Source organism: Streptomyces violascens (assembly GCF_014649955.1).
Classification (GTDB): domain Bacteria; phylum Actinomycetota; class Actinomycetes; order Streptomycetales; family Streptomycetaceae; genus Streptomyces; species Streptomyces violascens.
In genome coordinates this window covers 322,758-349,732 of sequence record NZ_BMUA01000002.1, presented here as the reverse complement: position 1 = coordinate 349,732, position 26,975 = coordinate 322,758, and the positions used below count along the sequence as shown (strand labels likewise).

At 71.7% G+C, this 26,975-nt stretch carries 25 protein-coding genes and 1 riboswitch; of the genes, 7 read left to right on the top strand and 18 right to left on the bottom strand.

Going from position 1 to position 26,975, the window contains the following annotated elements; genetic code table 11:
• Positions 1–145 precede the first annotated feature (145 nt).
• Together IE206_RS06690 and IE206_RS06685 are read left to right on the top strand one after the other, a co-directional pair.
• Positions 146–925, top strand: coding sequence for an alpha/beta hydrolase (locus tag IE206_RS06690; RefSeq protein ID WP_189961408.1), 780 nt, complete (start codon positions 146–148; stop codon positions 923–925).
• Positions 837–1,508, top strand: coding sequence for a hypothetical protein (locus IE206_RS06685; protein WP_373300875.1), 672 nt, complete (start codon positions 837–839; stop codon positions 1,506–1,508). The genes IE206_RS06690 and IE206_RS06685 overlap by 89 nt, the downstream gene beginning before the upstream one ends.
• Before the next feature lie 142 nt (positions 1,509–1,650).
• Here the strand turns inward: IE206_RS06685 and IE206_RS06680 are convergent, their stop codons facing one another.
• The 6 genes from IE206_RS06680 to IE206_RS06655 all read right to left on the bottom strand — a co-directional run bounded on the left by IE206_RS06680 (position 1,651) and on the right by IE206_RS06655 (position 6,556).
• The gene (locus IE206_RS06680) at positions 1,651–2,400 is read right to left on the bottom strand and encodes an endonuclease/exonuclease/phosphatase family protein (protein ID WP_189961071.1); all 750 of its coding nucleotides are present in this window, start codon (positions 2,398–2,400) and stop codon (positions 1,651–1,653) included.
• 69 nt (positions 2,401–2,469) lie between these two features.
• Positions 2,470–3,423 (bottom strand): ROK family glucokinase, encoded by a 954-nt coding sequence (locus IE206_RS06675; protein ID WP_053727734.1) that lies wholly within the window; start codon positions 3,421–3,423, stop codon positions 2,470–2,472.
• 138 nt (positions 3,424–3,561) lie between these two features.
• Positions 3,562–3,993 (bottom strand): DUF5304 domain-containing protein, encoded by a 432-nt coding sequence (locus IE206_RS06670; RefSeq protein ID WP_189961070.1) that lies wholly within the window; start codon positions 3,991–3,993, stop codon positions 3,562–3,564.
• A gap of 70 nt (positions 3,994–4,063) precedes the next feature.
• Positions 4,064–5,188, bottom strand: a complete 1,125-nt coding sequence (locus tag IE206_RS06665; protein ID WP_189961069.1) for an ArsA family ATPase — start codon at positions 5,186–5,188, stop codon at positions 4,064–4,066.
• 2 nt (positions 5,189–5,190) lie between these two features.
• Positions 5,191–5,670, bottom strand: coding sequence for an SRPBCC family protein (locus IE206_RS06660; RefSeq protein ID WP_189961068.1), 480 nt, complete (start codon positions 5,668–5,670; stop codon positions 5,191–5,193).
• Between the two features lie 124 nt (positions 5,671–5,794).
• Positions 5,795–6,556 (bottom strand): metallophosphoesterase family protein, encoded by a 762-nt coding sequence (locus IE206_RS06655; protein ID WP_189961067.1) that lies wholly within the window; start codon positions 6,554–6,556, stop codon positions 5,795–5,797.
• Between the two features lie 275 nt (positions 6,557–6,831).
• On the opposite strand from IE206_RS06655, the gene IE206_RS06650 reads away from it, so the two are divergent.
• Positions 6,832–8,625 carry an AMP-dependent synthetase/ligase gene (locus tag IE206_RS06650; RefSeq protein ID WP_189961066.1) on the top strand — a complete coding sequence of 598 codons (1,794 nt, stop codon included), beginning with the start codon at positions 6,832–6,834 and terminating at the stop codon, positions 8,623–8,625.
• Positions 8,626–9,014: 389 nt separating this feature from the next.
• Here IE206_RS06650 and IE206_RS06645 read toward each other — a convergent pair whose 3' ends face one another.
• Positions 9,015–10,157 carry a glycosyltransferase family 4 protein gene (locus tag IE206_RS06645; RefSeq protein WP_189961065.1) on the bottom strand — a complete coding sequence of 381 codons (1,143 nt, stop codon included), beginning with the start codon at positions 10,155–10,157 and terminating at the stop codon, positions 9,015–9,017.
• Positions 10,158–10,309: 152 nt separating this feature from the next.
• Between IE206_RS06645 and IE206_RS06640 the strand changes: the two genes are divergently transcribed.
• Positions 10,310–11,536 (top strand): glycosyltransferase 87 family protein, encoded by a 1,227-nt coding sequence (locus IE206_RS06640; RefSeq protein WP_189961064.1) that lies wholly within the window; start codon positions 10,310–10,312, stop codon positions 11,534–11,536.
• Here the strand turns inward: IE206_RS06640 and IE206_RS06635 are convergent.
• Positions 11,497–12,828 (bottom strand): MATE family efflux transporter, encoded by a 1,332-nt coding sequence (locus IE206_RS06635; protein ID WP_189961063.1) that lies wholly within the window; start codon positions 12,826–12,828, stop codon positions 11,497–11,499. The genes IE206_RS06640 and IE206_RS06635 overlap by 40 nt on opposite strands.
• A gap of 95 nt (positions 12,829–12,923) precedes the next feature.
• On the opposite strand from IE206_RS06635, the gene IE206_RS06630 reads away from it, so the two are divergent.
• Positions 12,924–13,451 (top strand): PadR family transcriptional regulator, encoded by a 528-nt coding sequence (locus IE206_RS06630; protein WP_189961062.1) that lies wholly within the window; start codon positions 12,924–12,926, stop codon positions 13,449–13,451.
• Here IE206_RS06630 and IE206_RS06625 read toward each other — a convergent pair whose 3' ends face one another.
• From IE206_RS06625 to IE206_RS06605, 5 genes are all read right to left on the bottom strand, one after another.
• Positions 13,452–14,684: a hypothetical protein gene (locus IE206_RS06625; RefSeq protein WP_226598774.1), complete on the bottom strand. Its 1,233-nt coding sequence runs from the start codon at positions 14,682–14,684 to the stop codon at positions 13,452–13,454. It lies immediately after the preceding gene.
• A gap of 16 nt (positions 14,685–14,700) precedes the next feature.
• Entirely contained in the window at positions 14,701–15,729 is a 1,029-nt protein-coding gene (locus IE206_RS06620) for a C40 family peptidase (protein WP_189961061.1), read from the bottom strand.
• 239 nt (positions 15,730–15,968) lie between these two features.
• A complete protein-coding gene (locus IE206_RS06615; protein ID WP_189961060.1) occupies positions 15,969–16,991 on the bottom strand; it encodes a C40 family peptidase in 1,023 nt (340 codons plus the stop codon).
• Between the two features lie 275 nt (positions 16,992–17,266).
• Positions 17,267–18,628 carry an NYN domain-containing protein gene (locus IE206_RS06610; protein WP_373300873.1) on the bottom strand — a complete coding sequence of 454 codons (1,362 nt, stop codon included), beginning with the start codon at positions 18,626–18,628 and terminating at the stop codon, positions 17,267–17,269.
• A gap of 45 nt (positions 18,629–18,673) precedes the next feature.
• Positions 18,674–18,928: a hypothetical protein gene (locus IE206_RS06605; RefSeq protein WP_189961059.1), complete on the bottom strand. Its 255-nt coding sequence runs from the start codon at positions 18,926–18,928 to the stop codon at positions 18,674–18,676.
• A gap of 155 nt (positions 18,929–19,083) precedes the next feature.
• Between IE206_RS06605 and IE206_RS06600 the strand changes: the two genes are divergently transcribed.
• Together IE206_RS06600 and IE206_RS06595 are read left to right on the top strand one after the other, a co-directional pair.
• A complete protein-coding gene (locus tag IE206_RS06600) occupies positions 19,084–19,833 on the top strand; it encodes a rhomboid family intramembrane serine protease (RefSeq protein WP_226598775.1) in 750 nt (249 codons plus the stop codon).
• Positions 19,830–20,111, top strand: a complete 282-nt coding sequence (locus IE206_RS06595; RefSeq protein WP_053727718.1) for an Lrp/AsnC family transcriptional regulator — start codon at positions 19,830–19,832, stop codon at positions 20,109–20,111. Before IE206_RS06600 ends, IE206_RS06595 begins: the two co-directional genes overlap by 4 nt.
• 254 nt (positions 20,112–20,365) lie before the next feature.
• Here IE206_RS06595 and IE206_RS06590 read toward each other — a convergent pair whose 3' ends face one another.
• The 5 genes from IE206_RS06590 to qcrC form a co-directional block, all read right to left on the bottom strand.
• Positions 20,366–21,763, bottom strand: a complete 1,398-nt coding sequence (locus tag IE206_RS06590) for an aminotransferase class V-fold PLP-dependent enzyme (RefSeq protein WP_189961058.1) — start codon at positions 21,761–21,763, stop codon at positions 20,366–20,368.
• A gap of 247 nt (positions 21,764–22,010) precedes the next feature.
• Positions 22,011–22,128: riboswitch (SAM riboswitch) on the bottom strand.
• Between the two features lie 99 nt (positions 22,129–22,227).
• Positions 22,228–23,292: an anthranilate phosphoribosyltransferase gene (gene trpD / locus IE206_RS06585; protein ID WP_189961057.1), complete on the bottom strand. Its 1,065-nt coding sequence runs from the start codon at positions 23,290–23,292 to the stop codon at positions 22,228–22,230.
• A 184-nt stretch (positions 23,293–23,476) separates the two neighbouring features.
• A complete protein-coding gene (gene qcrB, locus IE206_RS06580) occupies positions 23,477–25,102 on the bottom strand; it encodes a cytochrome bc1 complex cytochrome b subunit (RefSeq protein WP_189961056.1) in 1,626 nt (541 codons plus the stop codon).
• Entirely contained in the window at positions 25,099–26,148 is a 1,050-nt protein-coding gene (gene qcrA, locus IE206_RS06575) for a cytochrome bc1 complex Rieske iron-sulfur subunit (RefSeq protein ID WP_189961055.1), read from the bottom strand. Before qcrA ends, qcrB begins: the two co-directional genes overlap by 4 nt.
• Positions 26,145–26,954: a cytochrome bc1 complex diheme cytochrome c subunit gene (gene qcrC, locus IE206_RS06570; RefSeq protein ID WP_189961054.1), complete on the bottom strand. Its 810-nt coding sequence runs from the start codon at positions 26,952–26,954 to the stop codon at positions 26,145–26,147. The genes qcrA and qcrC overlap by 4 nt, the downstream gene beginning before the upstream one ends.
• Positions 26,955–26,975: the final 21 nt, after the last annotated feature.

Genomic DNA, 26,975 nt, shown 5'->3' with positions numbered 1-26,975 from the left:
CTTCCTGTGCTTGTCGAACAGACCTTAACCCGTGCCGGGCCCGGCCTCCCGCGCGACGGCCCTGGTCGGTGTCGGTCCGGTCGCGTACCGTGAAGTACGACTCCCCCGCACAACCCCGCCCCTGCTCATGAACAGGAGACCCCTGGTGCCGGTCCTCCCTGGAGCCGAGCCGTTCCGCCACGAGGGCGGAGAGGTCGGCGTCCTCCTCTGTCACGGTTTCACCGGTTCCCCGCAGTCGCTGCGCCCCTGGGCCGACTACCTCGCCGAGCGCGGCCTCACGGTCTCGCTGCCGCTCCTTCCGGGGCACGGCACCCGCTGGCAGGACATGCAGCTCACGGGCTGGCAGGACTGGTACGCGGAGGTGGACCGCGCGCTGCGCGAGCTCACCGAGCGCTGCACCCAGGTCTTCGTCTTCGGGCTCTCCATGGGCGGCGCCCTGTCCCTGCGCCTCGCCGCGAAGCACGGCGACGCGGTCACCGGGCTGGTACTCGTCAACCCGGGCAACAAAGTGCACGGCGCGGCCGCCCACGCGCTGCCCGTCGTCCGCCACTTCGTACGGTCCACGAAGGGCATCGCCAGCGACATCGCCAAGGAGGGCTCCGAGGAGGTCGGCTACGACCGGGTGCCGCTGCACGCGGCCCACTCGCTGCGCAACTTCTTCAAGATCGTGGACGGCGAACTGCCGCAGGTCACCCAGCCGTTGGTGGTCCTGCACAGCCCGCAGGACCATGTGGTGCCGCCGGTCGACTCGGCGCGGATCCTCAGCCGGGTGTCCTCCACGGACGTCGAGGAGATCCTGCTGGAACAGAGCTACCACGTGGCGACGTTGGACCACGATGCGGAGCGGATCTTCGAGGAGAGCTACTCGTTCATCGGCCGCCTCGCTCCTAGCGTCGGGAAGAAGGGGAGCACGACCGGTGGCTGAGCACGACGCGGACCGCGAACCGCAGCCGATCGACGAAGAGGCTGCCTGGGCGGCGATCGTGGCGGGGTACGGCGAGGAGCCGGCCGACCCGCCGGGTGCCAGACCCTATAGATCGGTGGAGGACCTCGCCCTGATCGAGGACGAGCCCGACGAGGACGACGAGAGCGGCGCGGCGTCCGAGACCGGCAAGAGCCCCGACAAGGGCCTGGACAAGAGCGGTGACAAGGGCGTCGGCACGCCGGCGCTCGGCAGTTCGGTGGTGTTCGCGCCCGGCGTGGGCGGCCCGCGCGACTACGCGCCCGCCGAGCCGTCCGACGACGGCCTGGACGCCTCGGACGAGGGCCACTTCGTGCCGCCGGAGCCGCCCCCGCTGCCGGAGGCCGACGTCACGGCGAAGTTCGCGTGGCTGGGCGTGGTGGGCGGCCCGCTGCTGCTGATCCTCGCGGCGATCTTCGGCTGGGACATGACGTGGTGGCTCACCATGCTCGGCGTGGGCGGCTTCCTGGGCGGCATCGGCACGCTCTTCGCCCGCATGCAGCACGACGAGGACGACGACGACCCGGGGCGCGGCGCCGTCGTCTGAGCGGCTCGCTCCGCGTGGTTTCTTCGGGTGCGGGCCCGCTGCGGCCGGTCGCGCAGTTCCCCGCGCCCCTTCGGGTGCGGGTCCGCAGTGGCTGAGCACGCAGTTCCCCGCGCCCCCCTCAGAGCCCGGCCCCGCGCGGGGCTCACCCCGTCGGCACCCGTAGCGCCGCCAGCACCGGCAGATGGTCCGTGGCCGCCGTCAGATCGGCCGGGGCCGCCAGCCCCAACGGCACGCCGCAGCCCAGGACTTCGACGCCGTGGGTCGCGAAGATCGCGTCGATCCGCTGATGCGGGTCCTTCGGCGGGAAGGTCGGCCCGCCGCCCCACGGCGCCGCTTCCCGGCAGTCCTGGAGCGCCCCGGCAAGCCGGGTGAAGCTGCGCCCGCCGGGCCGCTCGTTCAGGTCGCCGCCCGCGATCGCGTGCTCCACGCCCATCCCGGCGATCCGGTCGAGCAGCGCCCCCGCCTGCTCGTACCGCTCGGCCGCCTGAAGGCTGAGGTGGGCGCTCAGGACGCCGATCCTGGCCCCGCCGATCCGTACCACCGCGATCGCGAAACCGCGCCGGTGCAGGCCGGGGGTGAGCGGAAGCAGCACGTCCTCGGTGCGTTCCACGGTGGCCCGCAGCGAGCAGAGCAGCATCGGGCCCGCGGCCGTCGCGCCGCCGCTCAGGATCACCAGGTCGGTCGCCGCCGCGAGGCGCGCCGCGGCCTTGCGCCAGCGGAAGAATCTGGGCGCCTCCTGGACGAGGACGAGATCGGGCTCGCAGGCGCGGATCACCCGGGCAAGGGCCGCGTTGTCGTCGCGCATCGAGCGGATGTTGTAGCTGAGGACGCGGATCACGGCCGAGCCGTTCTCCGTGGCGGACGCGGGAAGTTGGGCGGCAGAGGTCGTCATGGTCCACAACGTATGACAGCGCCCGCCGGTCCGGGGAGGACTCGGCGGGCGCTGTCGGTGGTGCGGGCCTTACATGATCGGGTCGGGCTGCCGCGCGAGGTCGGCCGCGCCGACCAGGCCGGCCTTGTTGCCGAGCTGGGCCGCGATGACATCGGCGACCGGGCGCCAGTTGCCGCCGACCAGCCAGCGCTTGTAGGACTTGCGGATCGGGTCGAGCACCAGCTCGCCCTCGTCCGAGAGCCCGCCGCCGACGATGAACGCCGACGGGTCGAAGAGCGAGGCCAGATCGGCCAGGCCCGCGCCCGCCCAGCGCGCCAGTTCGCGGTAGGAGTCGACCGCGACCGGGTCGCCCTGGCGGGCGGCCATCGAGATGTGCTTGCCCTCGATGCCCTCGGGGGTGCCGTCGCCGAGGCCGAGCAGGAACTCGGCGTTCTCGGGGGTGGCGTTGGCGCGCTGCTTGGCGTAGCGGACCAGGGCGCGGCCAGAGGCGTACTGCTCCCAGCAGCCCTGGCTGCCGCAGCCGCACAGCAGACCGTCCGGCACCATCCGGATGTGGCCGAACTCGGCGGCCACGCCGAAGTGGCCGCGGCGCAGCTTGTTGCCGATGATGATGCCGCCGCCGAGGCCGGTGCCGAGCGTGATGCAGATGACGTTCCGGTGGCCCTTGCCGGCACCGAAGCGGTACTCGCCCCAGGCCGCCGCGTTGGCGTCGTTCTCGACGACGACCGGGAGGCCGGTGCGCTGTTCGACCTTCTCCTTCAGCGGCTCCTGGCGCCAGTCGATGTTGGGCGCGAAGTAGACGGTGGACCGCTGGCGGTTGACGTATCCGGCGGCCCCGATCCCCACGCCCACGATCTCGTGTCCGGCGCGTGCGCCGTCGACGGCCGAGGCGATCGCGTCCACGATGGCATCGGGCGTGCCGGGGGTCGGCACCTTGTGGGTCGAGAGGATGTTGCCGTCCTCGTCGACCACGCCCGCCGCGATCTTCGTGCCGCCGATATCGACACCGATGGTGAGTCCCATGAATCCCTCAGTTCGGTCGAGCCCCGCTACGGCCAACCGTACCCGAGCCGGGGCGGCACTCAGCGTGAGGAGCCCGTGTTCGCGGCGGGTGTGAGGGCGGGTCCGGTGCCTGCTGGGCGCCCGGTCCCGGTGGGGGTCTCAGTCGAGGTCGATGTGCTCGGTGGGGCCGGCGCCCTCGTCCCGCTTGCGGTCGTCGGCCGATGTCCAGCGGCGCTCGTGGCCCTCGACGGCCGAGCGGTAGGCGGCGAGCAGCTCGTTGCCGGCCGCGGCGAGGTGGTCGAAGACCTCGGGGTTGCGCTCGATGACCGGCTCGACGGCGGACTTCGCCTGGCTGATCAGCTGCTGTACGGCGCCTTGCGTCCCCAGGCCGGACAGCGAGGACGGTCCCTCGAAGATGCCGGCGACCTTGTCGGTGACGGCGTCGAGGAGCTTGCGCAGCTCCTCGGCGGCGGATCCCGGCGGGGAGCCGTACTGGGCGCGGCGGCGCGCCTTCTCGGCAGCCAGGTCCTCGGCGCAGGCCTCGGCCCAGGCATCCGCGTCGGGGGCGGGGCGCTCGGTGGCTTCGCTCATGGCGGACTCCAGCGGCTGGTTTTCCTACAGGGCTGTTTCCCTCGACGTTACCCGAACGGGGGTGCCCCGTTCAGCGACCGCGCGGCCACAGCTCGGGATCGGGGGCGAACCGGATCTCCAGTACGCCGTCGTGCAGCCCGGCCCCGGTGACGGTGCAGCGGCGCAGCGCGGACGGCAGCGCCGCGATGCGCCGGAACGGGCCGACGGTGAGCAGGAGTTCGTCGCCGCGCCGCACCAGCGCGAGGCCGTCCTTGACCGCGCCGGGCAGCGGCAGGCGCCACACCAGGACGTCGTCCTCGGCGAGCCGGTCCTCGATGCTCCACTGCGGGGCCGGGGCGCCGTCCGGCCCGGATCCGGTGCCGAGCCGCTCCAGGTCGTCGTCGCCGCGCGGGTCACGCCCGAGGTGCGCCACCTCGGTTACGACGGGGAACTCCCCGGCCAGCTCGTCCAGGTGCTTGCGCTGCTGGGCGACCAGGCCGGCGAGCCAGGGGTCGGGGGTCTCGGCGGGCAGCAGCTTGTTCGCGACCACCGCGTCGAGGGCGAGCCGCTGCACGGCGATGCCGAGCCGGGCGGTGCGCAGGGCCTCGGCAGCGGCCGGTCCGGGCTCCGCGACGAGCCGTACGGTCGTGCCCGGGTCTTCGATCACGGCCTGGACGGCGGCCAGTTCGAGGTCCCAGCGGGCGGCGGTCTCGTACAGCCACCGCGCGGGCATGGGGACCCCGGCGAGCTGGGCGAGGACCGGGCGCAGCGAGCGGGCCGCCTGGCGCTCGGGCGGCAGGAGGCGGCGCAGATAGCGGCGCAGCTGCTCGGGCAGGGCGAGGGCGGCGAGCGCCCGGTCGGCCGGAGGGAGGTCGACGACGAGCAGGCCCGGCTCGTCGGCGGCGGCCTCGCGCAGGGCGCTGAGCAGGGCGAGCTGTTCGGCACCGGGGAGTTCGGTGAGCTCCTCGGCGTCCAGGCGGGAGGCGCCGAGGAGGTCGAGGGCGACGCCCGCGCGGTCCTGGAAGGCGAGGAGTTCGGCGCGGAAGTGCGCGGCCGAATCGATGCGCCGGACGGTGACTCCGGCGAGTTCGCCCGGGAGCCGGTCCGAGGTCAGCAGCGTGACCCGGGTGCCGCTGCGGGCGGCGGCGAGTGCGGTCGCCGCCGCGACGGTGGTGCGGCCCGCGCCGCCGGGGCCGGTGACGAGGACCGTACGCACGTCTAGAGCTTCTCGGCCCCGTCGGCGGAACCCGCCCCGGCTTCGCCCGGGCCGCTCTCGACGCGCTTCTTCAGACCGGCCAGCGCGCGGTCGATGATGACCTTCTCCGCCTTGCGCTTGATCATGCCGAGCATGGGGATCTTGACGTCGACGGTCAGCTGGTAGGTGACCTCGGTCTGTCCGCCGGGGGCGTCGGCCAGGGTGTACGAGCCGTCGAGGGTGCGCAGCATCTGGGACTTGACCAGCGTCCAGCTGACCTGGTTGCCGTTCCAGGTGTAGGCGAGGGTGTGGTCGTCCTTGATGGCGCCCGCGTCGAGCAGCAGGCGCACCTTCTCGGCGTGACCGGCGGCGTCGGTGGCGAGCACCTCGGCCTCCTTCACCTCGCCGGTCCACTCCGGGTAGCGGGCGAAGTCCGCGATCACGCCCATGACATCGGCCGGGGCCGCCTCGATGGTGATAGACGAGCTGGTGTGTTCCGCCATCGTCGTGGCTCCTCCAGTGCGCGGTCCGGGTCTGGTCTCTCCCCCGCCCCGCGCGGGCGGCGGCGGTGGGGAGGTGTGCGTGCAGGCTATCGCGTACGGGCCGCTGGTCACTCCAGTGGCCGGATCACCACTCCAGGGCGAAGGGCCGGGAGGTGGCGGCGAAGTGGCCGACGTTCACGCACTCGGTGCGGCCGATCCGCATCCGCCGGGCCAGCGGCTGGTGGACGTGGCCGAACAGGGAGTAGCGGGGCCGGGTCCTGTGGATCGCGGCGAGCAGGGCCCGCGAGCCGCGCTCGAAGCGGCGGGCGACGGTGTCGTAGACGAGCTCGGGGACCTCGGGCGGGATGTGCGAGCAGAGCACGTCGACCTCGCCGAGCGCCTCGACCTTGGCGGCGTACTCCTCGTCCGAGATTTCATAGGGCGTTCGCATCGCGGTCCGCAGCCCGCCACCGACGAAGCCGAAGACGCGCCCGGCTATCTCGACGCGCTGGCCGTCCAGGACGGTGGTGCCCGGGCCCGCGTACTGCGGCCAGAGGTCCGGCATGTCGACATTGCCGTACGTGGCGTACGTCGGGGTGGGGAAGGCGGCGAACATCTCGGCGTACTGGCGGCGGACCGCGGCCTCGATCGCGGACTCCCGGTCCAGTCCGGCCCAGAGCGAACGCCCCAGCTCGCGGGCCTCCTCGAAGCGCCGGGCGGTGCGCAGGGCGACGATGCGGTCGGCGTTCTCGACGCCGAACAGGTCGGGGAAGATGCCGCGCGAGTGATCGGCGTAGTCGAGGAAGAGAACCAGGTCACCGAGGCAGACGAGGGCGTCCGCCCCGTCGCCCGCCTTGGCCAGGCCCTCGGTGTTCCCGTGCACGTCACTGACCACATGAACTCGCATGAGGGTCACCTTAGGCCGTCGGACCTGCGGTTACTTCCGAGTGCTCAAAGGTGTGGACTACTGTGCGCGAAGCAGTGTCAAACATGTGTGACGCACCGAACATCTGGCCAGCACCCCCTATCGGGAACCCACTACCCATGGGTAACGTCCGGGCAGTCCAGTCGTGCTCGGAGTTCCGCCCCCCACGGAAGCCTCCGGGCACCTGCCCGATCTTGGACCGCAGCCGGTGCATCACACAGAGCCGTGGCACCGGCGCCCGATGAGGAGCAGCAGTCTTGCGCGAGTTCAGCCTTCCGGCCCTGTACGAGGTCCCTTCGGACGGCAACCTGACGGATCTGATCCGCCGCAATGCCGCTCAGCATCCCGATGTCGCGGTCATGGGCCGCAAGGTCGCGGGCGCCTGGGCCGACGTCACCGCCCGCCAGTTCCTCACCGAGGTGCGCGCCGTCGCCAAAGGCCTGATCGCCTCGGGCGTCGAGGCCGGCGACCGGGTGGCCCTGCTGTCGCGGACGCGGTACGAGTGGGTGCTGCTCGACTTCGCGATCTGGAGCGCGGGCGCCGTCACCGTCCCGGTGTACGAGACCAGCTCGCCCGAGCAGATCCAGTGGATCCTCGGCGACTCCGGCGCGACGCTCGCCGTCGTCGAGTCCGCGGCGCACCAGGCCTCCGTGGCCTCGGTCCAGGCCGCCCTGCCCGCCCTCAAGGGCATCTGGCAGCTCGACACCGACGCGGTGGGCCGGCTCACCGCGGCCGGCACGGACGTCTCCGACGAGCTGCTCGATGCGCGGATGTCCTCGGCGCACGCCGACGACCCGGCGACCATCGTCTACACCTCCGGCACCACCGGCCGCCCCAAGGGCTGTGTGCTGACCCACCGCGCCTTCTTCGCGGAGTGCGGCAACGTGGTGGAACGGCTCAAGCCCCTCTTCCGTACGGGCGAGTGCTCGGTGCTGCTCTTCCTGCCCGCGGCCCACGTCTTCGGGCGCCTGGTCGAGGTGGCCTCGGTGATGGCGCCGATCAAGCTCGGCTGCGTACCGGACATCAAGAACCTGACCGATGAACTCGCCTCGTTCCGGCCGACGTTGATCCTCGGCGTGCCGCGCGTCTTCGAGAAGGTCTACAACTCGGCGCGCGCCAAGGCGCAGGCCGACGGCAAGGGCAAGATCTTCGACAAGGCCGCGCACACCGCGATCGCCTACAGCACGGCGCTCAGCACGGACGCGGGGCCCTCGGTCGGCCTGAAGATCAAGCACAAGGTCTTCGACAAGCTCGTCTTCAGCAAGCTGCGGGCGGTGCTCGGCGGACGCGGCGAGTACGCGATCTCCGGCGGCGCGCCGCTGGGCGAGCGGCTCGGCCACTTCTTCCGCGGCATCGGCTTCACGGTCCTGGAGGGCTACGGCCTCACCGAGTCCTGCGCCGCGACCGCGTTCAACCCCTGGGACCGGCCGAAGATCGGCACGGTCGGGCAGCCGCTGCCGGGCTCGGTGGTCCGCATCGCCGACGACGGCGAGGTGCTGCTGCACGGCGAGCACCTCTTCCAGGGCTACTGGAACAACGAGGCCGCCACCGCCGAGGCGCTCGCCGACGGCTGGTTCCACACCGGCGACATCGGCACCCTCGACGAGGACGGCTACCTCGCGATCACCGGCCGCAAGAAGGAGATCATCGTGACGGCGGGCGGCAAGAACGTCGCCCCCGCGGTCATCGAGGACCGCATCCGCGCGCACGCCCTCGTCGCGGAGTGCATGGTGGTCGGCGACGGGCGGCCGTTCGTCGGCGCGCTCGTCACCCTGGACGAGGAGTTCCTGGGCCGCTGGGCCGAGGAGCACGGCAAGTCCGTGGCGACGGTGGCCGCTCTGCGCGACGACGCGGATCTCCTGGCGGAGGTGCAGCGGGCGGTGGACGACGGCAACGCGGCGGTGTCGAAGGCGGAGTCGGTACGGAAGTTCCGCGTTCTCGGGGCGCAGTTCACCGAGGAGGCGGGGCACATCACGCCTTCGCTGAAGCTGAAGCGGAATGTTGTGGCCAAGGACTTCGCGGACGAGATCGAAGCGATCTACACCCGCTGAGCCGCAGCGGGTCGGCCTTTCCGGGGGCTCCGCCCCCGGCCCCGCTCCTCAATCGCCGGAGAGGCTCATTTTCCCTCCCCCGCAGGACGGTGGCCCCGGGGCTCCGCCCCCGGCCCCCCGGTTCGCGCCTGAAGGGCGCTCGTCCTCAAACGCCGGACGGGCTGAAGATGCCGCCCCGGCCGGGATCAACCCTGCCAGGGGCGCGGGGAACTGCGCGAGCAACCACACACGGCCCGCGGCCAATGACGGGTTTTGGGGGCGCGGGGAACTGCGCAATCACCACCCGCACCCCGAGGGCGAAGACGGACCAGGGGCGCGGGGAACTGCGCAGACAGCCCCCGACCGGCCCCAGAGCCGAATCCCGCCCCCGCGGAGCGGAGCCGTATCCGCTACAGCAGACCTCTCAGCTTCTCCGCCAGGAGGTCCCAGCGCCACCTCGACTCCACCCACTCCCGCCCCCGCTCCCCCATCCGCCGCCGCAACTCCGCATCCTGGAGCAGCGTGACGATGCGGTCCGCCGAGTCCTCGGGGGAACCGCCCCGCACCACCCAGCCCGTCTCGCCGTCGAGCACCGCGTCGGGCGCGCCGCCGGAGTCGCCCGCGATCACGGGCAGGCCGGTCGCCGAGGCCTCCAGGTAGACGATGCCGAGCCCCTCGACGTCCAGGCCCCCGCGCCGCGTGCGGCAGGGCATCGCGAAGACGTCACCGGCCCCGTAGTGCGCGGGAAGCTCCTCCCACGGCACCGCCCCGGTGAAGCGGACGGAGGCCGAAACCCCCGTGTCCAGGGCGAGTTTGCGCAGGTCGGCCTCGTACGGCCCGCCGCCCACGATGAGCAGTACCGCCTCCGGCACCTGCGCGAGGACCGCCGGCATGGCGAGGATCAGCGTGTCCTGGCCCTTGCGCGGCACGAGCCGCGAGACGCAGACCACGACGGGCCGGTCGGCGAGCCCGAGCCGGGCGCGTACGGCGTCGCCGCCGGAGCCGGGATGGAAGGTCTTCTCGTCGACGCCGGGCGGGAGTTGGACCATGCGGGCGGCGGCGTGCTGGGTCAGCGCGTCCGCGATGCGGGAGCGGGTGTACTCACCCAGATAGGTGATCGTGTCCGTGCCCTCGCCGATGCGCCTCAACAACTGCCGCGCGGCGGGGAGTTGGGCCCATCCGGCCTCGTGCCCGTGCGTGGTCGCCACCAGGCGTTCCGCGCCGGCCCTGCGCAGCGCCGGCCCCATGAGGCCGAGCGGCGCCGCCGCCCCGAACCACACGGAGGAGCAGCCGTGTTCGCGCAGCAGGGAGACGGCCCGCCGGGTCACCCGGGGAGTGGGAAGCAGCATCGTGGTGCGGTCGCGTACGACGGTGAACGGCTGCTCGGCGTCGAACGCGGCGGTCGCCTCGATGCCCTCCCGGCTCCGCTTCCACGTCGAGGCGTAGACGACGATCTGCTCGGGATCGAGGCGCAGCGCCATGTTGTGCAGGAACGCCTGGATCCCGCCGGGCCGCGGCGGGAAGTCATTGGTCACGATCAAGGTCTTGTGCATCGCCGCCGACAGTACCGAACCCGGGGCGCGCGGCCGAAGGGAGGCCGCGGGGCGGCGCCACGAACCGGAAGGGCCCCGCCTGACGGCCGAGGCGCCCGGGTACCCGGCATCATGGCTGGTCCGGCCCCCGAAATGAGGACGAGACGGACACCATGAGCATCCTGCGGCGCCCCTTCGCAGTGGCGGCCACCTGGGCCGCGACCCGCTATCTGCTGCTGTTCGGCGTCTTCAGGGTGCTCGTCCTGCCGGGTCCGGACGTCACCACCGACATCCATGTCATCTACCAGGGCTGGGCGCAGGTGCTCGCGGCCGGCACGTATCCGCTGGACGACGTGACCTGGCAGTATCCGCCGGCCGCGGCCCTCGCGGTCCTCTCCCCCGCGGCACTGCCCTTCCTCGACTACGCGACGGCGTTCTTCCTGCTCGCCTTTCTGGCGGACACGGCGGTCCTCGGCCTCCTGATGTACGCGGCGGGCCGCCCGGGCAAGTCCCTGAACGGCGCCTGGATGTGGGCCGTCGGCGTCCCGCTGCTCGGCCCCACCGCGTACGCCCGCTACGACCTGATGGTGACCGCGGTCGCGGTCGCGGCGCTGCTCGCGGGGGTGCGCCACCCGCGGATCCTGGGCGCCCTCGCCGCGCTCGGGGCGCTGTTGAAGGTGTGGCCGGTGCTCCTGCTGATCCGCGCGCCGCGCCGGTCCTGGACGGCCGCCGTGCTGACCGGCGCCGCGATCCTGGGGGCGTGCATGGCGGCGGCGCCGGGCGCGCTCGCCTTCCTCACCTTCCAGCGGGAGCGGGGCACCGAGGTCGAGTCGCTCGGCGGTCTGGTCTTCCACGCGGCCCGGCACTTCGGCTGGAACGGCCGGGTGCAGCTGAACTACGGCTCGGTGGAGTTCCTCGGCCCGTACGTCTCGCTGGTGTCCGCCCTCGCGATGGCGCTGACCGCGCTCGCCTTCGGCTGGCTGCTGCTGTGGCGCCTGAGGTCCGGCGGCCCGACGCGCCCGAGCACCCCGGCGGACGCGGCCTTCACCGCCGTCCTGCTCTTCACGACGACGAGCCGGGTGATCAGCCCCCAGTACCTCCTGTGGCTGGTGGGTCTGGCCGGGGTGTGCCTGGTCTTCCGCCGCACCCCGATGACCCGCCCGGCCCAGCTGGTCCTGGCGGCGACGGGCGTGACGCTCCTGGAGTTCCCGGTCTGGTTCTCCCACGTGGTCGAGAGCGACTGGCTGGGCATCCTCCTTCTGCTCATCCGCAACGGTCTCCTGCTGACCGCCTCGCTCCTCGCCTGCCGTCGCCTGTGGCAGTCGACGTCCCCGACCCGCAACCTCCCGCCGTTCCCCCTTCAGCCCGCCCGCAGCACCGAGCCGTCCACCACCTGCTGAGGCCTCGGGGTACGCCGGCAGAGCCACGCCAGGGCCGCGCACTGAGCGGCGGCGGCCAGCGCCATGGCCAGGCAGATGCCGGGCAGGCCGAGCCCCGACAGCCCGTGGGCGAGCGCCAGTTGGAACACCACGCCGCATCCGGTGATCCGCGCCAGGAGCGGACTGCCGCCGCTGCCCTCGAAGACTCCGCCGACCGCGATGAAGCAGGCGAGCAGCACCAGGTAGGGCCCCAGACAGCGCAGATACAGCGCACCGGCCGCGGCCACCTCCCCGCGCGCGCCGAACCCCGCCATGATCCAGGGCGCCACGGCGAGCAGCACGAGGAGCGCGACGCCCCCCACCGCCCCCGAGACGCGCAGCGCCGCCCGCGCGACGGCCCGCCACTCGTCCCGCCCGGCCCCGAGCAGCCGCGCGGTATGGATCGCGGCGGCCTGGCGTACGGAGTAGAAGGCCATGGTCGCCCCGTACATCGCCTTGGTCGCGATCCCGTACGCGGCGACCTCGGCGACACCGATCCGGGCGACGATCCCGACGAGCGCGAGCGCTCCGCCCATGCGCACGACGAAGTCGGCGGACATGGGGAGTCCGGTGCGCACCGTGCGGCGCAGATCGGCGGACAGCGAGCGCGGCGAGGGCCCGGCCGTGCGCAGCATCGCGCCGCGCCGCAGCACCACCAGCCCCCGCCCCAGCGCGACGGTCCGCCCGAGCACGGTGGCGATGGCCGCGCCCCGCACGCCGAGGCCGCAGCCCAGGATGAGCAGCGGGTCGAGGACGAGGATCAGCCCGTTGGCAAGCAGTGCGAGGCGCATCGGGGTGCGGGTGTCGCCCGTGCCCTTGAGGATGCCGTCCACGACGTGGGTGGCGAAGAAGACCGCGATGCCGGGCAGCGCGATGGAGAAATAGCCGGTGGCCAGCGGCAGGGCCGCGCCCGCGTCGCCGCCGAGCACCAGGCGAGCCAGCGGCTCCCGGCACAGGAACCCGCCCACCGCGACGACCGGGGTGAGCAGCGCCCACAGCGCCCAGCCTCCCCGCACCGCCGCCCGCACCCCGCCCGGATCCCCGGCCCCTCCGGCCCGGGCGAGCAGCACGGTCGTTCCCGACCCGGCCATGAGGACGACCCCGAGCAGCACGTTCTCGACATTGGTGGCGACAGCGACCGCGGCCACCGAGTCCCCGCCGAGCCGGGCCACCCACACCATGTTGATGATCCCGGCCGCGACCCCGGCCAGGAGCTCGCAGTAGACCGGATACGCGAGCGACACCAGCGCCCGGCGATGAGCAGTCGACCCCATGGACCTCTCCCCCCTCCTTTCGCAATACCTCGATTCGAGGTAGCTCGATAAGAGGTAGCATGAGGCGCGGCAACCGGACAAGACGAGGGGCGCCCATGCTGGAGCTGTCGATCCTGGGATTCCTGTGCGAGGAGCCCCTCCACGGCTACGAGCTCAAGGAGCGCATCAAGGGCCTCAGCGGGCACATCCGGCCGGTCAGCGACGGGGCGCTCTACCCGGCGATCACCCGCCTCGCCAAGGCGGGCGCCCTGGAGCAGCGCACCGAGCCGGGCAGCGGGGCCGCGCCCCGGCGCATCCTCTCCCTCACGGACGCGGGCCGCGCCGATCTCCTGGAGCGGCTGCGGCACCCCAAGGACGCCGAGATCACCGACGGGCAGCGGTTCTTCACCCTGCTCGCCTTCCTGCGGCACCTGCCCGATCCCGCCGAGCAGGCGGCCGTCCTGAGGCGGCGCCAGGCCTTCCTCGAAACGCCGGCGAGCTTCTTCTACCGCGAGGGCGAGCCCGTCGCGGCCGAGCAGGCGCCGGACCTGTTCCGCCAGGGCATGCTGCGGATCGCGCGCGCCACCGGCGCGGAGGAGAAGAGGTGGCTGGCGGAGGCGATCGGGCAGCTGGACAAGCCCTGATCAGGCCAGCTGCCCCCGTACGTACTCCCGCCACCGCGTCGTGAACTCCCTTGGAGACAGGCCGAGTTCCTCCTGCATCGCCTTCTCCAGCGCCCCCTCGCGGTGGGGCTGGTCGCCGACCTTCGTGTAGAAGCGGGCCAGCGTGGCCTCGCCCCACTGGGTGGCGATCAGACGGCAGGCCAGCCAGCCGCCCTCGTACGCGCGCGCCAGGCGGTCCGCGCCGCCGTCGAAGCCGAAGTCGGCGTCGCTCGGCAGATCGGCGGGCAGGCCGCCCGCGCGGACGGCCTTTTGGAGTTCGGGGGCGGCCTGGGGGGCGGTGCGGCCGGTGCCGCGGTAGCCGACCCAGTCCGCGTAGCCCTCCGAGAGCCACATCGGGGTGGCGGGCGAGGTGTGGGCGCGGGTCGCGACATGGGTGGTCTCGTGGGTGAGGACGACCTTGCGGCCCAGATCACCGAGGACCGCGTACGCCTCCGGGTTGACGATCACCCGGTCCGCCGGGGCCGCCGCCGCGCCGCCCGCCTCGCCGGTGGTCACCGCCGCGATGCCCCGGTAGGAGGCGGCGGGCGCGCCGAGCAGCGCGGCCATGCCGTCGAGGGAGGAGGGGACGAGGACCACGACCCGGCCTGCCCACTTCCCCGGCCACGCGGCCGAGACCGCCGGCACCGCCGCGTCCTCCGCGGCCGCGACCCCGTCCAGCTTCGCCCGGTCCTGGCCCACTCCGAGGATCAGGCTGTGCGCGCCGCGTACGGCCGTGACCGGTCCCTGCTGCCACAGCAGCTGGGCGGCGCCCTGGGCGGGCCGGTCGTCGGTGACGTACCAGCTGCCGCCGCGCCGGTCGAGGGTCAGGGCGCGGGCGGCCGTCACGGGGGCGCTGTCGTAGCCCTCGATCCGGTAGCGCAGATCCACCTTGGCGGTCGCCGTCGCGCCGTGCCGGTCCACCCCGGTGACCTTGTACGTCCAGGAGCCGATCGGCACCTGCGCGAGGTTGCCGAGCTCGGTGCGCTGGGCCACCCGCAGGCCGGTGGCGGCGGGGTCGACGGCGGCCAGATAGCCGGCCTCGTCGTGCTTCAGGACCGCGGCGGCGCGCCGGTCGAGGACCTGCTGCACCTGGCTCGCCGTGGCGTCGGGGGCCGAGCCGGGCGCCGAGCAGCCGGCCACCAGCAGCAGCGCGGTGAGCGCACATCCCGCCGCCCGCCCGCGCCACACTCCTCGACCACGTCCATGACCTGCCACGGCGCCGATCGTACGGTCAGACGCGCGTCACCGAGGAAATGGGCATCATCCCCACGGGGTCGTAGCGCACCGGCGCCCCCGGATACGGAGCGTGCACGACCTGACCGTTCCCCATGTACATGGCGATGTGGCTGGCGTCGTGCCGGTACGTGATCAGGTCGCCCGGCTTCGCCTCGGAGAGCGGCACCTGGCGGCCGGCGTACCGCTGCTCCTGCGAGGTGCGCGGCAGGCCGAGCCCGGCCTGGGCGTACGACCACTGCATCAGGCCCGAACAGTCGAACCCGGCGGGACCGCTGGAGCCCCAGATGTACGGCTTGCCGATCGCCGCGCGGGCCGCCATCACGGCCGCCGCGGCCCGCGCGGAGGCGGGCGCCGAGTCGGAGAGCGCGGGCAGTTCGGTGCGTCCCGTGCGGGAGGCGCGGGCGAAGGCGGCCCGCTCGTCGGTGGGCATCGCGTTCAGCGTGCGGCGCGCCTCGGCCAGCTTCGACTCCACGGTCCGCTTGTGCCGGGCCACCTCGGTGCGGCTGCGCTCCAGCTCGGCGAGTTTGCGGCCGGCCTCGGCGCGCTGCTGGGACAGGCGCCGCTGCTCGCGCTGGAGGTCCTGGAGCGCGCTGGTCTGACGCTCACTCAGCCGGTCGAGGGTGGCGGCCCGGTCGAGATACGTGGCCGGGTTCGAGGACAGGAGCAGGGCGAGCGTGGAGTCGATGCCGCCCTGTCGGTACTGCGCCCCGGCGATCGCGCCGAGCGCGCCCCGCATGCGGTTGATCCTGTCCTGGCCGCGCGCGACGCCGTCCTGCGCCTGCTTGACCTGCTTGCGCAGCTCCTTCGCGTGCGCGTCGGCCTTGTCGTACTGCTCGGTGGCCTGCTCGGCCTCCTCGAAGAGGCGGTCCACCTTGGCCCGTACCGAGGAGGCCGGCCCGTGCGGGTCGGCGCTCGCCGCGGGGGCCGCGAGGGCTGCCGCGGCGGTTGCCGCCGCGGCCGAAAGGACGGTGACGCGGGCGCTCTGGGTCAGGCCCGACTGCGAAGGCCGGCGATGGGACGCCACGTATGCCGCACTCCCTTGCACTGCGTGCGGCCCCTGCCGCCCGGGCGGGCGGCGAGTCACCGGGGAAACCGCACGCCGGACAGTAACCGGGCGCACACCGGGCGGCCAACGACCCCGCCGCCTACGCAAAGTGACGCCCCACCGGAGAGCACAGGTCACCGGCGGGGCGTGGCGTCAGTGCGAGTTGCCGTAATTCGCCCGTTTGGGCGGCATCGGCAGCTGACGGAGGGGAAGGCGGGTCAGCCGATGCGCACACCGAACTGGAACGGCATGTTGTCCATCGACTCGTAGCGCACGACCGTGCCGGTCCTCGGCGCGTGCAGCACCATGCCGTTGCCCGCGTAGAGGCCGATGTGGTGCAGGTCGCCGAAGAAGAGCACCAGGTCGCCGGGCTTGAGGTCGCCGCGGCCGATCCGGGTGCCCGCGTTGGCCTGCTCCTGCGAGGTGCGCGGCAGGTGGACGCCGGCCTGGCCGTAGGCATAGCCCGTCAGACCCGAGCAGTCGAAGGTGGCCATGCCGGTCGCGCCATAGCTGTACGGCTTGCCGAGCTGGGTCTGGGCCGCGGCGAGGGCGGCGCCGCCGACACCCGAGGCGGGCACATCGCCGAGGTTCGGGCGCTCGTTGGAGCGGTTGGCGCGCGCGTCGTCGGCGGCGAGCGCGGCCTTCTCCTGCGCGGTCAGGGAGTTGAGCAGGGTCTGCGCGTCGCCGAGCTTGCCCTGGACTTCCTTCTTCTTGTCGTCGAGCACCTTGCGGGTGTCGGCGAGGTCCTTCAGCTTGCCCTCGGCCTCCTTGCGCTCCTGCGCGAGGGTGCGCTGCTTGCCCTGGATCTTCTGCAGCGCCTCGGTCTGGTTGGCGCTCAGCTGGTCGAGGGAGGAGGCCTTGTCCAGGAAGTCGTCCGGGTTGGAGGAGAGGAAGAGCGCGAGCGAGGGGTCGATGCCGCCGGAGCGGTACTGGGCCGAGGCCATCGAACCGAGGCCGCTGCGCAGGGTGTTGAGCTCCTGCTGTCCGCGGGCGACCTTGTCCTGGATCTGCCCGATCTCCTTCTCCAGGGCGGCCTGCTTCTCCTTGGCGCCGTTGGCCGCCTCGGTCGCCTGCTCGGCCTCGTCGTAGAGCTTGTCGACCTTGCTCTTGACCTCGTCCTTGGAGGGCTTCGGGTCCGCCTGGGCAGCCTGCGAAGTAAGGGCCACGACTGCGGCCGCGGTCGCGCTGAGCACGGTCACACGGGTGCGGCTCGCGGGCTTGGGACGACGGTGGGACCCCACGAAGGCGAGCTCCTTCTTCCTCAGCCGCCGAACAGGGCACACTCGGCGGGACCTTCACGGTCACCCCGGGACGAGTGATCAATGCGTGAAGGTACGAGGCCCGACCCTAGTGACCTTCCTGTGATCAGTTCAAATCCTGATAGGAAAAAACTCCGGGGCCCAGATGATTCTTTACTGTCATCCCACGCGCAGTAGTTGGCACTTGACGGAGCGCTGGTCAGCGATCACCCGAATTCGGGCATTGAACACAGGAGTTGCCAAACGCCCTGAATGCGTCAGACGCGTGAAAGACGCTTCAGGAGCAGCAGCGAGGCGACCGGGCGGGCGCCCGCCTTGGCGACGCCGTCCGCGACTTCCTTGTCCGTCGAGACGACCACCACGGGCCGCCCGGACGGCTCGGCCCGCACCAGCTGACGGATCAGCTCGTCCGCGGTCACCCCGGGCTTCGAGAACAGGACCCGTACGCCCCTGGGCGGCGCGAGCAGCACCGGAGCCGCCAGTTCCGCGCCGTCGAAGACACAGGTGACCTCGGCGCCCGTCTGCGCGGCGAGCACGGACAGGCCGCCGAGCAGCCGCAGCCGCTGCTTCTCCAACGGCATCGTCGGATAGCCCGTCTTGGTGACGTTGTAGCCGTCCACGACCAGGTGCACCTGGGGCAGCCCGAGCAGCTGGTCGAGCAGCGCCGGGTCGGTCTCCGACAGGGCCCGGGCCGCGATGTCCTTGGGCGTCATGTTGCCCGGCGCGACCGCGTCCACGGTGTCGGCGGGGCGTACGGAGGCGGGCGGCAGGGCCAGTTCGCGGCGCAGACCCTGGGCGCTCTCCAGAACGGTGTCGAGCAGCAGCCGCAGCCGCATGTCCTCCACCGAACGCCCCTCGCGAACCGCGCGCCGGCTCGCCTCAAGACCCGCCTCGGCCTCACCGAGCCGCGTCTTGAGGCGCCGGGTCTCGCTCTCGGCGGCGGCCACCTGGGCGGCCGCCTCGGACTTGATGCCGTCGATCTCGGAGGTGGTACGGCGCAGCGCCGCCTCGCCGCGCTTCACATCGCTCTGGGCGCTGCGCAGCTTGCGCTGGAGCGTTTCGGCTTCCTTGCGGGCGGCGAGCAGTTCGAGACGCAACGCCTCGTTCTCGGACTTGATCAGGGCGCGGGCCTCGGCGAGTTCCTCGCGCAGCCGCTCCAGTTCGCGCCGGCCCTCCTCGTCGGCCCGCTCGGCGAACGCCCGCTGGGCCTCCTCGCCGGCCGCCGCGACCAGTTTCACCCAGCCGGTGGGGCGCAGCACATAGGCGGCCGCCGCCACGTCCACGGGATCGGCGGCCGCGGGCGGCGAGCCGGCCTCGACGGCGCCGGCCAGCTCGGGCTGCGCCTCCTTGAGCCGCTCGCCGATCCGCTGGCGGAACACGGGGTCGCTCTCCAGCGCGGCGGCCATCGCGTTGCCCGCGAACTTGGCGCGCCGGGTCGGGGTGAAACGGGCGTACTGCCGCAATTGTCCCGGCAGTTCGGTGACGGTCAGGCCGCCGAACGCCTCCGAGACGAAGGCGACGACCCGGCGCCGCACCCCTTCGGGCAGCGGGCGGTCGAGCACCTCGGCGGGGCCGTCACCGGCCGCAGCGGCCGGGTCGGCACCGCTTGCATGCTCCACAATCCGTCACCCCAACTGTCATCCGTACCGCTCGGGCGGCCGCCCTCAGGAGGCGGCCGCGGCGTCGGTACCCGGCCGGTCCACTAGCTCGATCTGGTCCACCGCGTTGCACCAGCGGCAGCGGACCGACTCGATGGTCTCACTGACCACCTCGCGTTCCTCCACCTTGGGCTCTCCGGCGAGGTCCAGGTGGACGTACTCGATCACTTTCGACGAGCGGGTGACATCGAAACGGGTGAGGTTTCCGCAGAGCGTGCAGCGCCACCGGGTCTCGGTGGTCGGCTGGGGAACGGTGGTCATGTGGTGCCGCCCTCTTTTCCACTTCCATGGTCCAGGATCTCGCGGTGCGCCGTCGAACTGCGGGAGTACTGCCCGCAACCCTACGGCCTACCCGTCGCCCGCCGGCACGGCGAGGCGCTCTGTACCGAAAGCTCCCTTTGGGCCATTCTCTCCCCATGATCAAGCGGCGGGGAGCGGCGATCCTCAAGGGCGCGGTGCACGGTCCGGCCATGACATATGGCCTGATCACCGCCTGCTGCCTGCTCTTCGTCATCGGCCCGGTCTCCGGCCTGAACACGGAGTACGGAACCGGTGACGCGATCCTGAGCGCCCAGAGCGACTACTTCACCCGCTGGGGCGTCATCCCGAAAGAGCTCACGGCGGGGCGGCCGCACACCCTGCTCACCCCGCTCACCGCCCTGTTCGTGCACGGCAGCTGGCTGCATCTGCTCGGCAACATGCTGTTCCTGTACGTCTTCGGCGCGATGGCCGAGGAAGGGATGGGCCGGCTGGAGTTCGCGCTGTTCTACCTGGCGGCCGGCTATCTGGCGCTGCTCGGGTACGCGGCGGCGCACGCGGATTCGGACCAGACCCTGGTGGGGGCGTCCGGGGCCATCTCGGCGGTGCTCGGCGCCTTCCTCCGCCTGTTCCCCAGAGCCAGGGTGACCAGCATCTTCCCGTTCCTGCTGTTCCTTCCGCTGCGCTTCCCCGCGTGGATGGTCCTGGTCTTCTGGTTCGCCCTGCAGTGGCTGGCGATCCGGAGCGCGCCGCCGGGGCCCGGGGTGGCCTACCTCGCCCATCTCATCGGCTTCGGCCTCGGCTTCCTCTACGCGTGGGCCCGTTTCCGCGGGGCGGATAGAGTGAAACGCCGAAAGCCCGTGAAGCCCGCGGGTCCGGCCGCCACCGAGGGAGAAAGCCAGCCGTGATCACCGCGATCGTGCTCATCAAGACCAGCGTGGACCGGATTCCCGAGATCGCGGAGTCCATCGCGGCGCTCGACAGCGTCAGCGAGGTGTACTCGGTGACGGGTACGTACGACTTGATCGCGCTGGTCAGGGTGGCCCGCCACGACGACCTGGCGGACATCATCCCGGGCAGCATCAGCAAGATTCCCGGGGTCGAGGGCACGGATACGCACGTCGCGTTCCGGACGTACTCCCAGCACGACCTGGAAGCGGCCTTCGCGATCGGCCTGGATTCCTGACCACCCTGCTCGGGGCTCCGCCCCGAACCCCGTGCGCGCCTTGAGGGCGCTCGTCCTCAAACTCCCCCAAGGCCTCAAGGGCCAGGGGGACCCCCATGACAGGCTGAAGATGCCTGTACCCAGTGCCGCCAGGGGCGCGGGGAACTGCGCGACCAGCCACCGACGGCCCGCAGGCGACCGATGAACGGGGTCCGGGGCGGAGTCCCGGGGGTTCCGGGGGCGACAGCCCCCGGTAAGGCGTGGCCCGGCGGGGTTCATACCGCCGGGACGCAGCGCCCCGACTCCGTGCGGTACTGCCACTTCGCCCCCTGCGTAACCAGCTCCCGCACAGCCCGCACGAAGCGGTCGACGTGCTCGTCCGGGGTGCCCGCCCCGAAGCTGACCCGGATCGCGTTCAGGGAGCGCTCGCCCGGCTCCGCCTCGGGGGCCCCGCACTCGCCCGGGTCCTGCGGGTCGCTGCCGAGCAGCGTACGCACCAGCGGGTGGGCGCAGAAGAGGCCGTCGCGCACCCCGATGCCGTACTCCGCGGACAGCGCCGCAGCGAAGTGCGAGCTGTTCCAGCCGTCGACGACGAACGAGATGACGCCGACCCGGGGCGCGTCGTCGCCGAAGAGCGAGAGGACCCGGACCTCGGGCACCTCCGCCAGGCCGGCCCGCACCTTCGCGATCAGGTGCCGCTCCCGCTCGACCAGCGAGTCGAAGCCCGCCTCGGTCAGCGCCTTGCAGGCGGAGGCGATGGAGTAGACGCCGATGACGTTGGGCGACCCGGCCTCGTGGCGGGCGGCCGTGGTGTGCCACTCGACGTCCACGCCGCCGTCGGCGCGCCGCGCGACCTTCTTGGAGGCGCCGCCGCCGGCCAGGTACGGCTCGGACTCCTGGAGCCAGTCCGCGCGCCCGGCGAGCACGCCCGAGCCGAACGGCGCGTACAGCTTGTGTCCGGAGAAGGCGATCCAGTCGACGTCCAACTCCCGTACGGAGACGGGGTGATGGGGCGCGAGCTGGGCGGCGTCCAGGACGATGCGGGCGCCGTGGGCGTGCGCCGCGGCGGCGAGTTCCTTCACCGGCCACAGCTCACCGGTGACGTTGGACGCGCCGGTGACGCACACGAGCGCGGGTCCGTAGGGGTCGCGGTCGGCGAGCGCGCGCTCCAGGGTCTCGACGGCCTGCTGCGGGGTGCGCGGCGCGTTCAGGTACGTCACGCGGGCGCCCTGCCACGGCAGCAGCGAGGCGTGGTGCTCGGTCTCGAAGACGAAGACCTCGCAGCCGGCCGGGATCACCTGGGCGAGCAGGTTCAGCGAGTCCGTGGTGGAGCGGGTGAAGACGACCTGGTCGCCGGGGCGGCAGTCGAGGAACTCGGCCACCGTGACGCGGCTGTTCTCGAACAGGTCGGTGGAGAGCTGCGAGAGGTAACCGGCCCCGCGGTGCACGCTGCCGTAGTAGGGGGCGTACGCGGCGACGTCGTCCCAGACCCGCTGGAGGGCGGGCGCGCTCGCCGCGTAGTCGAGGGCGGCGTACGTCACCTCGCCGCCGGTGACCAGCGGCACGGTGACATCGCGGCCGAGCACCGGCAGCGGCGCCGCGCAGCAGGGGTCGGCGGACTCGACGGCGGCGGAAGCGGTGGCGGTTGCGGTGGCGGCGGGGCGTGCGGACATGGCGGTATCTCCCGGCAGGAAAAGGCGAGTTGACTTCGGAGCCCGGGTACGGCGGCGCGACCCTGCATCGAGTGAGAGGGTTCGACTGCCTTGCCGTGTACGGGTGTTGACCTCGAACACGCAGCCCGAAGAAGGGTGCGCGGAGGGTGTGAAGAAGGGGCGGTACGCCCTATCGCATTCGCTTGCTCACGAGACTGCTCCCTTGAGGACCAGGACCCCAGGGCTGTGACATCACGCGATGTCCAGGGGTCCGCGCTTGCCGTAAGCCTTGCTGCCTACGACCTGGTCTTCACCCGGGGCACCCCGCCACGGACGGAGGGTTGCCGGACAGCGAGCCGGGGCCTAAATCGCTGTCACTCATGACCTTGGACAGCATCCTGCCACACGTCCCGGCGTGTGCAAGGCACCGTCCGCGATCCGGACTGCGCCTTGCGTCACATCGGTACGAGCGCCTCCGGTACGGGCTAGGTGTTGCTGGCCGCGACCCACCGCTCCAGCGCGCGCTGGGCCGACCCCGAGTCGATGGCCTCGGCGGCCCGGGTCATCGCGGCGCCGAGCTGCCCGGCGAGCGGCCCGTCCCCCGGTTCGAGGGCGACCAGGGCGGCCGCCGAATTGAGCAGCACCGCGTCCCGCACCGGCCCGCGTTCCCCCGCGAGCAGGCGCCGGGCGACATCGGCGTTGTACGAGGAGTCCGCGCCGCGCAGCGCCTCGATGGGCACGATCTCGATGCCGACGTCCCGCGGGTCGAAGCTCTCCTCGCGGACCCGGCCGTCGCGCACCACCCAGACCCGGGACGTACCGGTGGTGGTCAGCTCGTCGAGGCCGTCGTCGCCGCGGAAGACCAGCGCGGAGGAGCCGCGTTCGGCGAGCACGCCCGCCACGATGGGCGCCATCCGCGCGTCCGCGACCCCGGTCGCCTGGGCCCGTACCCGCGCGGGGTTGGTCAGCGGGCCGAGGAAGTTGAAGGTGGTGCGGATGCCCATCTCGCGGCGGGCGGCGGCGACGTAGCGCAGCGCCGGGTGGAACTTCACGGCGAAGCAGAACGTGATGCCGGCCTCCTCGGCGACCTCGACGACCCGCCGCGGGGTGAGGTCGAGGTTGACGCCGAGCTTCTCCAGTACGTCGGATGCGCCGCTGGCCGAGGAGGCGGCCCGGTTGCCGTGCTTGACGACCTTGGCGCCGGTGCCGGCCACCACGATCGCCGACATGGTGGAGATGTTGACGGTCTTGGCGTTGTCGCCGCCGGTGCCGACGATGTCCACACTGGGGCCCGGCACCTCGATGAGGTTGGCGTGCTCGTACATGGTGCGCACCAGGCCGGTGATCTCGGCGACGGTCTCGCCCTTGGCGCGCAGGGCCACCGCGAAGGCGGCGATCTGGGCGTCGGTGGCCTCGCCGCGCATGATCCTGTCCATCGCCCAGGCGGTCACGTCAGCGCTCTGGTCGGTGCCGCTGAGGAGCGCGTCCAGGACGCCCGGCCAGGAGTGGGCCGCCACGGTGTCGCCTCCGGTGGGGGTAACAGCGCTCATGCTCGCTCCTGGTGGTCAAGGGACTGGATACCGTCCGCAAGCCTATCGACAGGGGCGGGGCACCCCGCGCCCGTGCCCGCAGTGCGGACGTCCGAAAGACGCGTACGCAAAAGACTCCGGCCCGGCCCCCGTGAAGGGGCCGGGCCGGAGCCTCGGTTGTGGCGACCGTCAGGTCAAGCAGAGATCAGTGGTGGCCGTGGCCGCTCGTGATCTCCTCGTACTCCTCGGCCGTCGGCTTGGGGATCTGGTTCCCTTCGCCGAAGTAGCCCTTGCTGAGCTTGGCGCGCAGCTTCTGCGTCCGCGAGATCTTGCGGGCGACACCGTTCTCGTCGACCGTCGGGCCGATCTCGGCCGGCTTGTACTGCTCGTGAGCGGTGAGCTTGTAACGCGCGTTGGCGTCCAGCGGCTCGTGGATCTCGACGAACTCACCGTGCGGCAGCCGCTTGATGATGCCGGACTCGCGTCCGTGCAGCACCTTCGCGGCGTCGCGCCGCTGCAGACCCAGGCAGATCCGCTTGGTGGCGACGAACGCGAGGACCGGGGCCACGAAGAACGCGATCCGCACGAACCAGGTGATGACGTTGATCGAGAGGTGGAAGTGGGTCGCCCAGAGGTCGTTTCCACCACCGATGAGCAGCACCATGTACCAGGTGATCCACGCGACACCGAACGCGGTACGCGTAGGCGCGTTGCGCGGCCGGTCCGCGATGTGGTGCTCGCGCTTGTCCCCGGTGATCCAGGACTCGATGAACGGGTACACCGCGATGGTCGCGAGGACCAGCGGGAAGATCACCAGCGGGATGAACACACCCAGGACGAGGGTGTGGCCCCACAGGTTGATCTCCCAGCCCGGCATCACTCGGATGAGGCCTTCGGAGAAGCCCATGTACCAGTCGGGCTGGGCGCCGGTGGACACCTGGTCCGGCCGGTAGGGGCCGATCGCCCAGATCGGGTTGATCGAGGCGATCGCCGCGACCACCGCGATGACGCCGAAGACCAGGAAGAAGAAGCCGCCCGCCTTCGCCATGTACACCGGGAGCAGCGGCATGCCGACGACGTTCTTGTTCGTACGTCCCGGACCCGCGAACTGGGTGTGCTTGTGGTAGAAGACCAGGATCAGGTGGGCCACCATCAGGCCGAGCATGATGCCCGGCAGCAGGAGGATGTGCACCGAGTAGAACCGGGCCACGAAGTCCCCGCCGGGGAACTCGCCACCGAAGAGGAAGAACGACAGGTACGTGCCGACGATCGGCACGGACATGATCGCGCCCTCCATGAAGCGCACACCGGTGCCCGACAGCAGGTCGTCCGGGAGCGAGTAACCGGTGAAGCCGGTGAACATGCCCAGGACGAACAGCAGGAAGCCGAACAGCCAGTTGACCTCACGCGGCTTGCGGAAGGCGCCCGTGAAGAACACGCGCATCATGTGCACGAACATGCCGGCGAGGAAGATCAGCGCGGCCCAGTGGTGGATCTGCCGGATCAGCAGACCACCGCGCACATCGAAGCTGATGTGCATGGTCGAGTTGAACGCCTCGGACATGTGCATGCCCTGCAGCGGCACGTACGAGCCGTCGTAGACGACCTCGTTCATGCTCGGGTGGAAGAACAGCGTCAGATACACACCCGTGAGGATGATGATGATGAAGCTGTACATGCAGATCTCGCCGAGCATGAAGGACCAGTGGTCCGGGAAGATCTTGCGCATGTTGGCCTTGGCCAGGGAGTAGATCCCGAGCCGGCCGTCCGCCCAGTCCGCGATCCGCTCACCGGCGGGCGCTTCGCGCCGTGCGTCTGTCGTGGTGCTCATCCGCGCTCCCAGAAGGCAGGACCGACGGGCTCTTCGAAGTCGCCGAGCGCTTCGAGGTAACCCTCGTCATTCACGCCGATCCGCAGCTGCGGAAGGGCGTGACCGGCCGGGCCGAAGATGACGCGGGCGCCGTCGGAGAGGTCGAAGGTGGACTGGTGGCACGGGCAGAGCACGTGGTGCGTCTGCTGCTCGTACAGGGAGATCGGGCAGCCGACGTGGGTGCAGATCTTCGAGTAGGCGACGATGCCCTGGTGCGACCACTCGAGCTCGCGCTTGTCCTTGATGTCCTCCGGCTTGATCCGGACGAGCATCAGGGCCGCCTTGGCGATCTGCGTCTGGAAGTCCTCCGCCGTCTCCTCCAGGCCCTCGGGCTTGGCGAAGGTCAGCGATCCGACCGTCAGGTCCTCGGGACGCAGCGGCTCGTTGGTGTTCATGTTGATCAGGGCCTTGCCCTTGGACCACATGGTGTGCCGCAGCTTGTCCTCGGGCAGCGTGCCCAGGTCGCGCAGCAGCATCACACCGGAGAGCGGCACCAGGGCCAGCGCGCCGAACATGGTGTTGCGGATCAGCTTGCGGCGTCCGAAGCCGGACTCGGCCGCGCCCTGCTTGAAGTCGGCCAGGACCTGCGCCTTGACCTCCGGCGGGGCCGCGATCTCGTGCCGCTCGGCCGGCATCTCCACGTCGGACATCAGGGTGCGGGCCCAGTGGACCGCGCCCGCGCCGATGCAGAACAGCGCCACGCCCAGGGTCAGACCCAGAGCGAAGTTGAGGACGCTGACGTGCCCGAACGGGAAGATGAAGACGATCTTGTCGACCGGGAAGATCACGTACGAGGCGATGAAGCCGACCGTCGCGACCATGGACAGGAAGAACAGGAACGCGACCGCGCGCTCGGAGCGCTTGGCCGCCCGCTCGTCGATGTCCTGGATGCGCGGCTTGTGGGCCGGCAGTCCCGGGTCGGCGAAGGGGTCGCCAGCGGTCTCTACCGCGCCGTGCGCGGTGGCCTGCGCTTCAGGCAGGCTCTCGGAATTCTCTTGGCTACTCATGACTTCTTGGCCTTAGCGGTGTGGGCCGCGACCCAGATGGCTACTGCGATGAGGGCACCCAGACCGAAGATCCAGCCGAACAGACCCTCGCTGACCGGGCCGAGCCCGCCGAGCTTGAGGCCACCGGGGCTCGCGGACTTGTCGCTGTTGACGGCGTGCAGGTACGCGATGATGTCCTGCTTCTGCTTCTGCGGCATCGTCGTGTCCGGGAAGGACGGCATGTTCTGCGGGCCGGTCTGCATGGCCTCGTAGATGTGCTTGGGGTCCACGTCCTCCAGGCTGGGGGCGAACTTGCCGTTCGTCAGGGCACCGCCCTCACCCGTGAAGTTGTGGCACTGGGCGCAGTTGGTACGGAACAGCTCGCCACCCTTGGCGATGTCCGCACCGCTCGGGTTGTACTGCGAGTCGGTCGGCACGCTCGGACCGGCGCCCAGCGAGGCCACGTAAGCGGCGAGCTGGTCGATCTGGGCCTGCGAGTAGATGGCCTTCTTCTTCGGCACCTGCGCGCCGGGCTGCTGCGCCGGCATACGGCCGGTGCCGACCTGGAAGTCCACCGCGGCGGCGCCCACGCCGACCAGGGAGGGGCCGTCAGAGGTGCCCTGACCGCCGGTTCCGTGGCAGCTGGCGCAGCCGACGGAGTAGAGCTTCTTGCCCTCGTCGATGGCGAGGGACTGGGCGGTTTCGTCAGCCTGAGCCTTGCCCGCGGGCGCGAACGCGGCGTACAGCCCCCCGGTGGCCGCCAGCGCGAGGAGTAGGACGACGACCGCCGCCAGCGGATGGCGTCGTCGTGCGGAGAGCTTTTTCACGGATTACCCCGGTGTCAGGAT